This is a genomic window from Candidatus Omnitrophota bacterium (assembly GCA_018830005.1).
GTDB lineage: Bacteria > Omnitrophota > Gorgyraeia > JAHJTE01 > JAHJTE01 > JAHJTE01.
The window spans coordinates 333,012-346,801 of record JAHJTE010000002.1 but is presented as its reverse complement, the minus strand read 5'-3'; the positions used below and the strand labels follow the sequence as shown (position 1 = coordinate 346,801).

The window sequence follows — 13,790 nt, the reverse complement described above, 5'->3', positions numbered from 1 at the left end:
AATGAATTATAGATATAAGTTTTGGCAACAAAATAAAAGCTTCTTAATAATTTTAGTAGTGGTTGCTAGCTATTACTTGAAACAATATTTTAGTTTTCGTTTGGGATTGCATTTTGAGGAGGGCCGTGACGCAAACGCTTATCTTTTGGCTATACAGGGCAATTTAGCCTACCGTGATTTCCAATGGGTATATGGACCTTTCGCGTTTTTTGTTTACCCTGTGCTTATGAAGATATTTGGTTTTAATCTTATTGTTTTAAGGGTTAGCTATATTGTATTTACTTCTTTGATTATTCCTCTTGCATACTTTTTAGCCAGAAGAATAATGCCGCCTCTTTGGGCAGGTATCGCCGCATTCTTATCAATTGTATTCTTTGATGTCCCGTATTATACGTATAATCATATTTTTCTTACATTGGGGGCAATGATCTGTCTTTTGATGATATGTTTATATATGGAAACAAATCGAAAAATCTTGTATTTAATTTTAGCCGGTATCTCCTGTTCCATTTGCTTATTAACTAAGCCTTTAGTTTCTGGAATAACTATTTTTGCTGCAATATCTTTATTTATTTTATTGTACAAGGATTTAGGTAGCCTGGGAAAAAGATTTAAAGATATTTTAATGTTTAGTATTGCCGCAGTTTTTTTGCCTTTAATATATTCTTTGTATTTCTATTTTCAAACTAGACTTAAAGGTATTGCTGTAGCTCATCCATATTTTGCTAAAGATTCATCGCTGTTTGCTGATCAGGCTCCAAGGATAATGAGCATTATTCCAAGGCTCATTGAAAGAATAACAACCTTATTGCCAATCAAAACGATTATAAATTTAACTTCATTCACAGAGTTAAAAAAAGTCCTAATTGCCTCATTTGATAATTTTATTGTTATTTTGCCGTTTCTAACCTGCGCTTTACTTTTGCTTGTTTATAATCGATCTAAATTTAGTAATCAAAGAACAGAAATTAGAGAAGAAATTAAAAAAAACAAAAGATTCTTCCTACTATTCGGTCTTTTTTCAATATTTATTTCTCTAGAGAGCTTAGTAATGTCTCATATTTACAATAGATCATTTACTATTCAAACCCCATTTATAGTGACTGTATATTTACTCTATTTATTTAAAAGAATTCATCAGCGTAAGCGTTTGTTTGCTGCAATACTTATTGTTTTATTTTCCTTAAGTTTCGTGTCTTTCTTCCGTTATCCGTACTCTAGATTAAAAAAGAACACTAAAATATTGAATCTTGAACGCAGCAGGGGAATTTTGGTAACACCTCAAGAAAAAAGAATGTATGAGTCTTTGTCGTTATACTTATCCGATAATCTTAAAGCCAAAGATAAGATTGCTGTTATAGGTTATTATCCTCAATTAAGTTTCTTAACCGAACAAGAAAATATTTTTGCGAAAGACGATTATATTTTTCCAAATCTCGAAGTTCTCTTTTGGAGAGCACGGAAGACAGGCCGGGCTATTCTCTCCGGCAATTTGCTAGAGAATAAAATAATGTCTATGATGAGAACGCAGAAACCCAAGATAGTTTTGACGATAAATGCAGATTATCTGCCTAACTTCAGGATGATATCCCCCAAGATTAAAGACTATCTAGCAGAAAATTATCTTCTAGAGCGAAAATTTGAACCAGCACAGATTCTTGGAAATGAAAACGAAAAAGCTAGGGTGTATGCATATAAATTAAATTGAAAGTGAATTCGCGGTTATTAGCATACTGCATCTAAATAGAAAAACATTTTAATATTTATGTTTAAAAAGAATGAGTTTTGGAAACAGTATAAAAGCTTGCTAATTATCTTAGCCGTAGCCTTGATTTATTATATTCATCATGTTTTAAGTTTTCGTTTAGGTATGAATTTTGAGGAAAGTCGTGATGCAAACGCTTATCTTTTAGCTATGCAAGGCAATTTAGCCTATCGTGATTTTGAATGGTTATATGGTCCATTTTCTTTCTTCGTCTATCCGTTCATCATGAAGATATTCGGTGTCAATTTAATTGTTTTGAGAATTAGCTATATCATTTTTGCCTCATTAGTCATACCTCTTGTTTTCTTTTTGTCCAAAAGGATCATGCCAAGTCTTTGGGCCGGCATAGCTGCTTTTCTATCAATTATATTTTTTAATGTTCCATATTATACATTTAATCATATCTTCATTGTTTTGGCTGAGATTGCCTGTTTATTGATGATCTGTAGATACTTGGAATCGAATAAAAAAATATATAATATTTTTTGGGCTGGTATCTTTTGTTCCATTTGCTTATTAACTAAGCCGTTATTAGCAGGAGTTAGTTTTTTAGTTGCTGTATCTTTATTTTTGTTTTTGTTTGATGGTTTAAGGGAATTTAGAAATAAAATTAATAATTATTTGATATTTCTAATAGGTGTATTCATTTTACCGTTGATATATTTATTGTATTTTTATTCTCAGACTGCGCTAAAGGATTTACCTGTGGCTTACCCTTTGTTTTTTCAACCTAATTCTGCCGTATCCGTTAGCCTCTCATCCAAGATTGATATAATTACCTTTTCAGAAATTTTAAAAAAAATTAATGGCATATTTCCAATTAGCAGCCTTATAAATATATCTTCATTTGGTGAGTTTAAGCAATTATTGGTTACTTCATTTGAGGCCTTTATCAATTGCCTGTATTTTATAGTGCCTATTTCAATTATCTTTATTTATATCAGGGCAAGATTTAATAAAGTTAACTTTGAGATTAAGGAAAAATTGCTTAGAGACAAAAATTCTTTATTGATCATCATTATTCCTTCGGTGTTTATTTCTTTCGAGAGTTTTCTAGTGGGTCATAATATGACCAAGGCATACAATATTCAACTTACTTTTATTCTTACCGTTTATTTGCTTTATTTTTTGAAGACTTTTTACTCTACTAGGCCGGTAATTACAAGAATTTGTATTGCGATATTTTTATTTTATATCAGTTTTTTAAACTTTTTTATTTATCCTTACTCTAATTCAAAAAGATATCGAGAACCGTTAAATTTAGTCCGAGCCCAAGGAATCCTAGTCACTGCTTATGAAAAGGAATTATATGAGTCATTATTTTCTTATCTATCAAAGAATCTCCAGGATAATGAAAAAATAGTTGTTATGGGCTATTATCCACAATTAAGCTTCTTAACTAAGCAAAATAATATCTTTGTAAGAGAAGAATACCTTTTAAAGAAACTTGAATTCTTGGTAAAGATGTCTATTAAAAGAGAGGACCTCAGGCCCATAGTAACTTCATTTGAACATAGTATAATTTCTAAAATTGAAAATGAAAATCCGAAAATAATTTTAAAAATCAGTAATAATTATTTAAGTGATTTCCAATCAATATCCCCCCGCATAGAAGATTTTATTGAAAAGAAATATTCTTTAGATGAAATATTTGGTCCCGCGGATATTTTGGGTTTTGGAAAAAAGTTATATTGGGTCAATTCATACAAACTTAAGGAGATATAAATTATGGTTATAAGCAGAACGCCTTTTCGTATTTCTTTTTTCGGAGGTGGCACAGACTATCCTGTTTGGTATAAGGAAAATGGCGGAGCTGTTTTAGCTACTACTATAAATAAATATTGCTATATTAATTGTCGTTATTTACCGCCTTTTTTTGAACATAAATCCCGTATTAGTTATTCTGAGGTAGAGCTTATAAATGAAATTTCTGAGATCCACCATCCTTCTGTTCGTGAATGTTTAAGATTTATGAAAGTCAAAAATGGAATCGAAATCCATCATGATGGAGACTTGCCTGCTCGTACGGGAATGGGATCGAGCTCGACTTTTACGGTAGGATTGCTTCATGCCCTTTATGCCCTTAAAGGTATTATGCCTACGAAGAGGCAGTTAGCACTTGATGCTATACATGTTGAGCAAGAACTTATTAACGAAAATGTAGGAAGCCAAGATCAAGCGCAAGCTGCATTTGGTGGATTTAATTTGATAGAATTCGGAGGCAAAGAGCATATTAAGGTTAGCCCCCTAACAGTTGATGTAAGCAGACTTAATTGTCTACATGAACATTTGATGCTTTTCTTTACAGGATTTTCACGCACCGCCTCTAAGATTGCTGCAGAACAAATTAAAGAAACGCCTAATAAGAAAACAGAACTGACAACCCTGTCGGAATTGGTTAAGGAGGCATTAAAAATTTTGAATAGTAAAAGCAGATTGACGGATTTTGGGAAACTTTTGCACGAAAGCTGGAAAATTAAACGCAATTTATCCAAAAAAATAACCACTCCTAAAATCGATGAGATATACGATAGCGCCATTAACGCAGGTGCGTTAGGGGGGAAGTTATTGGGCGCTGGCGGAGGTGGTTTTATATTAATCTTTGCAGAGCCGAATGTACAGCCACGCATTAGAGAAAAACTAAGCAAATTACTTTATGTGCCTTTTAGTTTTGAAAGTTTAGGAAGTCAAATTATATTTTATAGTCCAGGTGATTCTTTATTGAGATCATGAATAGCATCGAGACAGAATCTATAGATGTAGTTTTGCTTTGTGGAGGAAAAGGCGAACGTCTTAAGTCGGCTGTGAATGATCGGCCAAAAGTCCTGGCTGAAATTAATGGACGCGCCTTTTTAGATATTCTGATTGATTATATTGCGAACTTCGGATTTAAACACTTTATTCTTTGCACAGGATATAAATCAGATTTAATTAAGAGCTACTATAAGGATAAATTGAGGAATCTAAGGATAAGTTTTAGCCAAGAGTTAAAGCCATTGGGTACCGCAGGGGCAATAAAGAATGCTAAAAGCTTAATAAAAAGCCCTACCTTTTTAGTTTTAAACGGGGATTCATTGTGTAAATTAGATCTTGTGGAATTTATAAAGTTTCATATCGAAAGAAAGGCATTGTTTTCAGCTGTATTACTTAAAAGTGAACAAGCAGCTGATTATGGCATTGTTAGCATAGGGGATTCAGATAGGATTTTGAAATTTGATGAGAAAGTGGACACAGGAGAAGGCTGTTTTATAAGTGCTGGGATTTATCTTTTTGACAATAGGATATTTTCTATGATTCCATCTGATAAGAATTTTTCTCTAGAGCGACAACTTTTCCCCAAAATTACTAAAAGTGATTTTTACGGGTATAAGACAGACGCAGATTTTATTGACATTGGAACACCAGAAAGATATCGGCAAGCCCAGAAAATTTTAAAATGAAAGAATTGATCACAGCAGTCCTTGATGAGAACCCTAAGTATATTTTAGGAAAAATAAAAAATGAAAAAAATGAGAATTGCTTTTGGAACTATTTCCATCACCCATAAGTCAAGAGAACTTATTGAGAAGATTCTCTCTTCAAATAGAGTTTCGGGTGGCAAGTACGTGAGAGAATTGGAGAAAAACTTTGCTGATGTTATCGGCACAAAAGAGGCGATCGCCGTAAGTTCTGGAACAGATGCTGATTGTCTTGCCATGGCGGTCTGCTATGACTTTGGTGCAAAGCGAGGCGATGAAATTATTGTACCAGCACTTTCTTTTGTTAGTACAGGTAATTCTGTTCTCCAGGCTGGTTTTACACCTGTATTTGTCGATATTGATAGAAAGACATTGAATATTGATCCTTTAAAAATAGAGGAAGCTATAACTAAAAAGACAAGGGCTATAATGTCTGTTCATCTTATGGGTAAACCTGCTGAAATGGATACAATTAACGCTATTGCCAAAAAACATAAACTTTTCGTTATTGAGGATGCGGCTGAGGCCTATGGAACAGTATACAAAGGAAGACAGGTAGGAACATTGGCTGATATGGCGGCCTTTAGTCTCTATGTGGCACATATGATAACTACAGTAGAAGGTGGCATGGTTGTTACAGATAGAGGAGATTTTGCTGAAATTTTACGTTCCCTTAGGGCTCACGGAAGAGCTTGTAAATGTGAAAGCTGCATACTAAATACCTCTTCCGGATATTGCGACAAGAGATTCAAGTACGGTCAAAATAGAGACATTAGATTCATTTTTGAACGCATAGGATTCTCGGCCAAGATGAACGAATTAGAAGCAGCAATCGGCTTAGGCAACATCGATATCTACCCTCAGATTTTGAAAAAAAGACGCCAAAATTTATTATACATGATAGAGAAATTTAAAGAGTTCGAGCCTTTTCTTTATACGATTAAAGAAGAGCCTCATGAGGAGATCGGACCACATGCCTTTCCTATAATCATTGCTGAAGACGTTAAATTCAGCAGGGATAAGCTTGTCTTCTTCTTAGAAAAAAATGGAATCGATACGCGTAATCTCTTTTTGTCAATGCCCACACAATGTCCCGGATTTAAATTTTTAGGAAAAAGAATAGGAGAATTTCCTAATGCAGAATATATGGGAGAAAAGGGTTTACATATCGGCATCCATCAGGATATGGGCAGAACTGAACTCGATTACGTTCTTAACGTAATCAGGAATTTTCTAAAGGAATAAGGTCAATAGGATTTTTGCTCAAATTTGCGCCTATGAATAAGAAATCAAGAATTTTTATTGCCGGAGGCAGTGGATTAGTAGGTCGAACTTTATCTCTTAAGTTGAAGCAGCTTGGGTTTGTTGACTTGTTTTTAAGTGATGCATACAAGCTTAATCTTACTGATCAGAAGCAGGTGTTTTCGTTTTTTAAAAAAGAAAGAGTAGAATATTGTTTTTTACCTTCAGTTAAAGAAGGGGGTATCGCAGCTAATATTTCACAACCGGCAGAATTAATTTATGAGAATTTATTAATTCAGGCTAACGTAATCCACTCAGCTTGGCAGGTGAAAGTAAAGAGGCTTTTGTTTTTTGCTTCTTCCTGTGTTTATCCTAGGAAATGTCCGCAACCAATGAAGGAAGGGTATTTATTGAGTGGTCCCCTGGAGCAGACTAATGAGCCATATGCAGTAGCAAAATTATCCGGCATCAAGATGTGCCAAGCCTATAATCGAGAATACAGAACTAATTTTATTTCAGTAATACCAGCTACTACGTTTGGTCCAGATGATAATTTTAATCCAAATAACTCTCATGTAATTCCTGCACTTATGCGAAGATTTCATGAAGCAAAGATTAGAAAAAAAAGGAGCGTTACTATTTGGGGTTCCGGAAGACCTCGAAGAGAGTTTATATATGTAGATGATTTGGTGGATGCAGGTATATTTCTTATGAATAAAAGCAATTTCCTAGAGCCTATCAATGTCGGAACTGGCAGGGATATTTCTATAAAAAGCCTAAGTCTATTGCTAAAGAAAATCGTGGGTTTTAAAGGGACTATTAAATTTGATACCAAGAAACCAGACGGGGTTTTCAGGAAACTGCTTGATACAAGTAGTTTAACTTCTTTAGGCTGGAAACCAAAGGTTGAGCTTAAAGCAGGCTTGGAGATTACCTATCAATGGTATTTAAAAAGAGTAAAGAATAGGCAATTTGTTGACAGGCAATAATCACATGAAGAATTTTTTTCACAATAGAGTAAGTAAACTTTCGCAAATAAACACGATAAGATTGATCTATATCTGTGTTGGCATATTTTTATCTGCGTTATTTATAAAAGTTATTTATTCACATGCTATAAATACTTTTTTTGAAGAAGATCTGCTCTGGCTTTTACCCACGGTTGCACAAGAGGCAAAGAATCTATCGGTATTTCAATTAATTAGATTTTTCTTTAGTCAGCTGCCAATAGAACAGGCAAGCGCATCATTAAAGATTTATAGCTTTATTATTATGTCTTTGTTTGGACCATTAGCGAGGTATTTCATATTTGTCTCTGTTTTATTTCATTTTGCTTGTTCTATTTTGTTATTTTTTGTCTGTAAGAAATTGGGCCTAAATTCAAAAATCAGCTTTTTTTCCGCTTTAGTATATCTGACGCTTTTTGCCCATTTTCATGCCTACATGTGGCCAATGGCCTTTCAGCACTTGATAGTAGTCTTTTTTATTTTATTTGTTTTAAATTTTTATCTGAGAACAGACGAACTCATTAGCAGCAATAAAAAATACAGAAGCTATTATATTTTAACCTTGATATTTAATCTAGTTGCTTCTTTTAGCCGGGCAAGTATTTTTATTCTGCCTGCAATGATAATGACTCATATATTATTCTGCTCAAAAAATCATGATGAGAGAATTAGAAAGTATGATATCTGGTTACCCCTATTTGCTACTTATCTAATATATCCTTTAGTTACATTTGCATTTGGCGAGACACGCCTATTTATGTTTTTCCACAATGTTAACATCCCTATATTTACAAAGTATCTAATAATGTTTTTTTCGGGAGCATTTTGTTTATTTACGTTAAGGGTAATATTACGATTACCCCAATTCAATCATTTTATAAAAAAATTAAAGTGGCTATCAATAATAGCATTGTTTGTTTTAGCTTTGTTATTGATTGCAATGGGCGGTGCGAAGAGACTCCTAATACCATATAATTTTTTAGTGCCATTTTTAGGTATTTTGGCTTCATTTATACATCCTTTGACGAATGTTTTCTTAATCGACTCTGTGCGGACTTATCATTTTATACCGTTTCAGCTTGACTCCTATAGTCTTATACTGGGGATTTTGATAATAATTATCTTTATTAAAAAGTTTGTTCTCGAAAACAAGTCGCTTATAACATTAGGGGTTTGGTATCTTTTTGCTTTAGGGTATCTATATTTACGTAATCCTATTCCTTCTCGATATTTTATCTTTTTGTCTCCAATATTTTGTATTGCGTTTTGTTCTGTTCTATTCTATTTTATTATGCATTTATTGGATTCGACAAGATTAAAAATAATGACAAAGGAGACAATCTTAGTTTTTTTGCTCGTTCTCCTTTGTTTACCTAATCTAATGGCAATAAAATTAGCTTTATTCAGGGGTAAGCTGGTGAATAGTTTCATGACTTATGATTTTATACGAGCCGCAAACGTGATCAGAAGCAATTTAGAAGATACTTACGGCCTAGATAAACTTGGTGTTGAAGATATTTATGTGAATAAAATTAAACCCGTAGAATTTGCCCATTATAAAGGATTCTCTGCTACTGACAAATATAATGATAATGCAAGGTATGTTTTTGCCCAGGTCTTTGATAAGGTTCCAGTAAGAATTAAATTCAATCAAGTTCCGAATGTTAATGAGGTTTCTTTAAATTATTCTTTAGAAGGATATAGAATAAATAATTCAGAGGGTAAAAACAGCAGTCCTTTTTCGCAACTTTTCAACTCTGGGATTGAGCAATTAAAACTTAAACGTTATAGACAGGCCAATAATTTGTTTAGGCAAGCGGTAGAGAAAAGGCCGTTTTTGTTCAATTATTTGTTATCTGACTTAAAGATAGAAGACTTAAGATGGATTACCATGGGGGATATGCATAGTTGGGTTAATAAAGTAACATCTTTCTATAAACTGCAATATAGTAAGCCAGAATATGGCCTAATCCATGAAAAGACAGTGTTGGAAAGGGTTAGCTATATTTGGCAGATATTAGATGAAGAGATAGATGAATATATCCAATGTCTTTTTTTTCTATCATATTTAGAATATGAGTCCAAGGATTTCCAGGCAAGTCGCTATTGGTTTTCTAAGATTAGATTCCTCGAGCAAGACTATGATAGCTTAGTCTGCCGGCTTAGCAAAGTTAATCTAATAAAGACTGATAAAAACATGCGTTCATTTTTGAGTCAGCGCAATAGTCTTTCATTATCAAGCAGGATTGATGACTATGCAAATAGATTTAGATTTAGAAAGTTCCTTTTCAATCTGGTTTTTAATAAGATTTAAATAATATTTGGAGGAGGCGTTATGTCTTTGAATGGAAAAATAATACTACTCACCGGTGGAACCGGATCTTTTGGTCAAAAATTTACAGAAATAGTCCTGAAAAAATTTAAGCCAGAGGCTATACGAATCTTTAGCCGGGATGAATTAAAGCAATGGGAGATGGAGAAAAAGTTTAATAATAATGAACATTTAAGATTTTTTATTGGCGATATAAGGGATAGAGAAAGATTAGAAAGGGCGATGGATAGCGTTGACATTGTTGTGCACGCTGCGGCCTTAAAACAGGTGCCATCATGCGAATATAATCCTTTTGAGGCAGTAAAGACAAACATCATCGGTGCCCAGAATATAATAGATGCAGCTATAGATAACAAAGTACATAAGGTAATGGCTTTAAGCACTGATAAGGCAGTAAACCCGATAAATCTATATGGGGCCACAAAGCTTTGTGCAGAAAAGATTTTTGTTCAAGGTAATTCTTATTCAGGAAAGTCTAAAACGAAGTTTAGCTGTGTTCGCTATGGCAATGTAATAGGAAGTCGCGGAAGCGTTATTCCAAAATTCAAAGAACAGAAAAAATCTGGCGAGCTCACAATTACTGATAAGCGGATGACAAGATTCTGGATTACCTTAGAGCAAGGAGTCAATTTTGTTATTAAGTGTATTGAAATGATGAATGGTGGCGAGGTATTTGTTCCAAAAATCCCCAGTATGAAGATTTTAGATCTGGCAAATTTGATTCTTCCCGATTGTAAGATTAAGCAAATAGGAATTAGACCAGGTGAGAAGATGCACGAGGCATTGGTGACAGAAGATGAGGCTAGGCATACGAGGGAATTCGAAGGTTATTATATAATTGAGCCTGATTTTCATTGGTGGAGTGATAAAAATTTTAAAGGCGGGAAGAAATTAAATCATGGCTTTAGATATAGTAGTGATCAAAATCCGAGATGGCTTACCAAGAGCCAGATGAAAAAGTTATTAAAAAGAGACAATGCCTAATAGAAAATTTATACCTTATTCGAGGCAATCTGTAGATAGTGACGACTTAAAAGCTGTTAACAGCGTCTTGCATTCTGATTGGCTTACTCAAGGACCAAAGGTAAGTGAATTTGAAAATAGGCTTTCTTCTTATTGCAATGCGCAATATGCAGTTGCAGTATCAAGCGGGACCGCAGCGTTGCATATTGCCTGCCTTGCAGCTGGAATAGAACCTTGCAATGAAGTGATAACTTCTCCTTTGACCTTTGTTGCTTCAGCAAATTGTGTTCTCTATTGTGGGGCTAGGCCTGTTTTTGCCGATATTCAGCAAGATTCAGCGAATATCGAGCCAGTTAATATTAAAAAAAATATAAATAGGAAAACAAAGGCCCTAATACCCGTTCATTTTGCCGGACATCCTTGTGATTTAGGAGAAATCAATAAGATTAGAAAGAAGCATAATCTGATTGTTATTGAAGACGCAACTCATGCATTAGGCGCAGACTACGTTGGGGCTAAGATCGGCTCATGTAAATATTCCGATATGTCGGTTTTTAGCTTTCATCCGGTTAAGCCAATTACAACCGGTGAAGGAGGGGCGGTTTTAACTAATAGGAAAGATCTATATGAAAGACTTTTATTGCTTCGTAGCCACGGCATCACTAAGGAGAGAAGAAAATTCAGCGTTAAGAATACTAAGTCCATTGGCGTTTGGTTCTATGAGATGCAGGAGTTAGGTTTTAATTATCGAATAACTGATTTTCAATGTGCCTTAGGAATATCTCAACTGAAGAAATTAGATAGATTTATAAAAAGAAGAAGAGAAATTGTAGAAAAATACAGAAAGCTCTTTTTGGACAATGATTATTTTGATTTACCGATTGAAGGCAAAGGCGTAAAGTCTTCTTGGCATTTGTATCCAATAAGGCTGAAAAATAAGTATATTTCTAAAAAGAGTTTAATTTTCGATGAATTAAGAAAAAACAGAATAGGTGTTCAGGTTCACTATATTCCTGTTTATTGGCATCCCTATTATAGAAAGTTAGGATATAAAAAGGGATTATGTCCTAAGGCTGAGGAATTCTATCAGAGAGAAATAAGCATTCCCTTGCACCAAGGCATGAGTGATAAAGATATAAAGTATACTGTAAGGATAATCTTCGATGTATTTAATAAAATAAAATCATGTTAGATAATTTAGAAAAAGAGAGGGGAATAAAATGAAGTATTGTAAAAGATGTCTATTACCTGATACTAGGCCTAGAATTATCTTTGATAAACAGGGTGTATGCGGGGCCTGTCGTAGTTATGAAAGGCGTAAGAGTGTTAATTGGGCAAAAAGGAAAGCTGAGTTAAAGAAGCTCTGTGATAAATATAGAAGAGACGATGGTCCTTATGATTGTATGGTTCCGGTAAGTGGTGGAAAGGATAGCCATTTCTTGCTTCATGTGATCAAGACTGAAATGAAGATGAACCCGATTCTTCTAACAGTTGGTGATCCATACACAAAGACCAAGGCCGGATTGAGTAATTTTACCAATATTGGTGATGCCTTTAATTGTGATCATATCCTATTTAATTTAAGTACTGATGTCTTAAGGCGCGCAGCAAGGATAGGTTTTGAGGAATTTGGTGATCCTTTACGCTTTGTAGAGGTAGCTGCCTATACTGTTAGCTTGAAGATGGCTGTAAAGCTTGGAATTTCTTTGGTCGTATTTGGGGAGAATTCAGAATACGAGTATTGTGGCAAGGAAGATAGCGAAACTCATTCAGCTAACAGCTATATATTAGATGAAACCACCCAAGGTTTTAATACAATAGATATTGATTTTTGGCTAAAAAAAGGCTTTTCTCAAAAAGAATTAAATCCCTTTATCCCACCCACAAAAGAAGAGCTTGAACGCGTAGACCCACAGGTAATCTTTATGAGCTATTTTATTCCCTGGAGTAGTACAGAGCATCTTGAGATTGCCAAAAGGTATGGCTTTAAAGACCTAACTCATGAATGGAAGAGAGAAGGCTATATTGAAGACTTCGAACAAATAGACTCCGTTGCTTATCTGCTTAATTTCTGGTTAAAGTATCCTAAATTTGGCTTCCAGAGAACAACTGATATTGTAAGCCGACGTATCAGAGAAGGAAGCTTGACTAAGGAAGAAGGTAAAAGGCTTATTATGGAAAATGACCATAAATTAGATCCATGGATAATGGAAGATTTTATAAAATTTGCCGGCTATACACCAAAGCAATTTTGGCATATAGCAGATAAATTTTGGAATCAGGAAATCTTTGAAAAGATTAATGAGGAATGGCTCTTGAAAGAACCGGTGTATAAAGATCTACTTGAAGGCAAAAATAATGGTTAAGAGAAGCAAACAGTTAAAAGAATGGACAGGCAAATTTGGTAAGGCCTATACTGATAGGAATTATAATTCCCTTGCTGACTTAGATAAATTATACAAAAGCCTTTTCGGCATAACAAGAACTTCTCTAAATAGGCTTTTTCTAAATAAAATTGACCGCAATGCTAGGATTCTGGAAGTAGGATGCAACATCGCTAATCAATTACTATGTCTGCAAAAGATGGGTTTTAAAAATTTGTATGGCATTGAACCACAGGATTATGCACTTAGACTATCAAGAAAAAGAACTAAAAATATTAATATCCTGAAAGGGAATATCTTTGATTTGCCTTTTAAGGATAAATATTTTGATATTGTTTTTACCTCAGGGGTCCTCATACATATTAATCCCAAAGATATAAAAAAAGCTATTAGCGAGATACATAGATGCAGTCGTAAATATATTTGGGGGTTTGAGTATTTTGCCGAAGATTATAATGAAATCAACTATAGAGGCAAGAAAAGTTTGCTTTGGAAGACAAATTTTCCGAAGATCTACACGGATACATTTGAAGATTTAAGGGTTAAGAAGATAAAATTTCTCAAATACCGCAAGGATGACAATGTTGACGTAATGTTTCTGTTGAAAAAGGTATCTAGGTTAATTTTTTAGAGGTTTGA

Annotated in this window: 11 protein-coding genes; all 11 read left to right on the top strand. The window is 34.1% G+C overall.

Annotation, left to right across the window (positions count from 1 at the left end; translation table 11 throughout):
* Position 1 precedes the first annotated feature (1 nt).
* Genes KJ593_06300 through KJ593_06250 form a run of 11 tightly spaced genes read left to right on the top strand, consistent with a single transcriptional unit; the run spans position 2 to position 13,782 of the window.
* Complete coding sequence (locus KJ593_06300) at positions 2 to 1,708, top strand: glycosyltransferase family 39 protein (protein ID MBU2541493.1); 1,707 nt, start codon at positions 2 to 4, stop codon at positions 1,706 to 1,708.
* A 57-nt stretch (positions 1,709 to 1,765) separates the two neighbouring features.
* Positions 1,766 to 3,490: a glycosyltransferase family 39 protein gene (locus KJ593_06295; protein ID MBU2541492.1), complete on the top strand. Its 1,725-nt coding sequence runs from the start codon at positions 1,766 to 1,768 to the stop codon at positions 3,488 to 3,490.
* 3 nt (positions 3,491 to 3,493) lie between these two features.
* A complete protein-coding gene (locus tag KJ593_06290) occupies positions 3,494 to 4,498 on the top strand; it encodes a kinase (protein ID MBU2541491.1) in 1,005 nt (334 codons plus the stop codon).
* Positions 4,495 to 5,205, top strand: a complete 711-nt coding sequence (locus KJ593_06285; protein ID MBU2541490.1) for an NTP transferase domain-containing protein — start codon at positions 4,495 to 4,497, stop codon at positions 5,203 to 5,205. The genes KJ593_06290 and KJ593_06285 overlap by 4 nt, the downstream gene beginning before the upstream one ends.
* A gap of 60 nt (positions 5,206 to 5,265) precedes the next feature.
* Positions 5,266 to 6,468, top strand: a complete 1,203-nt coding sequence (locus KJ593_06280; GenBank protein MBU2541489.1) for a DegT/DnrJ/EryC1/StrS family aminotransferase — start codon at positions 5,266 to 5,268, stop codon at positions 6,466 to 6,468.
* A gap of 32 nt (positions 6,469 to 6,500) precedes the next feature.
* On the top strand, positions 6,501 to 7,454 hold the full coding sequence (locus KJ593_06275) for a GDP-L-fucose synthase (GenBank protein ID MBU2541488.1): 954 nt from the start codon (positions 6,501 to 6,503) through the stop codon (positions 7,452 to 7,454).
* 4 nt (positions 7,455 to 7,458) lie between these two features.
* Positions 7,459 to 9,786: a hypothetical protein gene (locus KJ593_06270; GenBank protein MBU2541487.1), complete on the top strand. Its 2,328-nt coding sequence runs from the start codon at positions 7,459 to 7,461 to the stop codon at positions 9,784 to 9,786.
* A gap of 21 nt (positions 9,787 to 9,807) precedes the next feature.
* On the top strand, positions 9,808 to 10,788 hold the full coding sequence (pseB, locus tag KJ593_06265; protein ID MBU2541486.1) for a UDP-N-acetylglucosamine 4,6-dehydratase (inverting): 981 nt from the start codon (positions 9,808 to 9,810) through the stop codon (positions 10,786 to 10,788).
* The gene (gene pseC / locus KJ593_06260; GenBank protein ID MBU2541485.1) at positions 10,781 to 11,959 is read left to right on the top strand and encodes a UDP-4-amino-4,6-dideoxy-N-acetyl-beta-L-altrosamine transaminase; all 1,179 of its coding nucleotides are present in this window, start codon (positions 10,781 to 10,783) and stop codon (positions 11,957 to 11,959) included. Before pseB ends, pseC begins: the two co-directional genes overlap by 8 nt.
* A gap of 28 nt (positions 11,960 to 11,987) precedes the next feature.
* On the top strand, positions 11,988 to 13,133 hold the full coding sequence (locus tag KJ593_06255) for an N-acetyl sugar amidotransferase (protein MBU2541484.1): 1,146 nt from the start codon (positions 11,988 to 11,990) through the stop codon (positions 13,131 to 13,133).
* The gene (locus tag KJ593_06250) at positions 13,126 to 13,782 is read left to right on the top strand and encodes a methyltransferase domain-containing protein (GenBank protein MBU2541483.1); all 657 of its coding nucleotides are present in this window, start codon (positions 13,126 to 13,128) and stop codon (positions 13,780 to 13,782) included. The genes KJ593_06255 and KJ593_06250 overlap by 8 nt, the downstream gene beginning before the upstream one ends.
* Positions 13,783 to 13,790 lie beyond the last annotated feature (8 nt).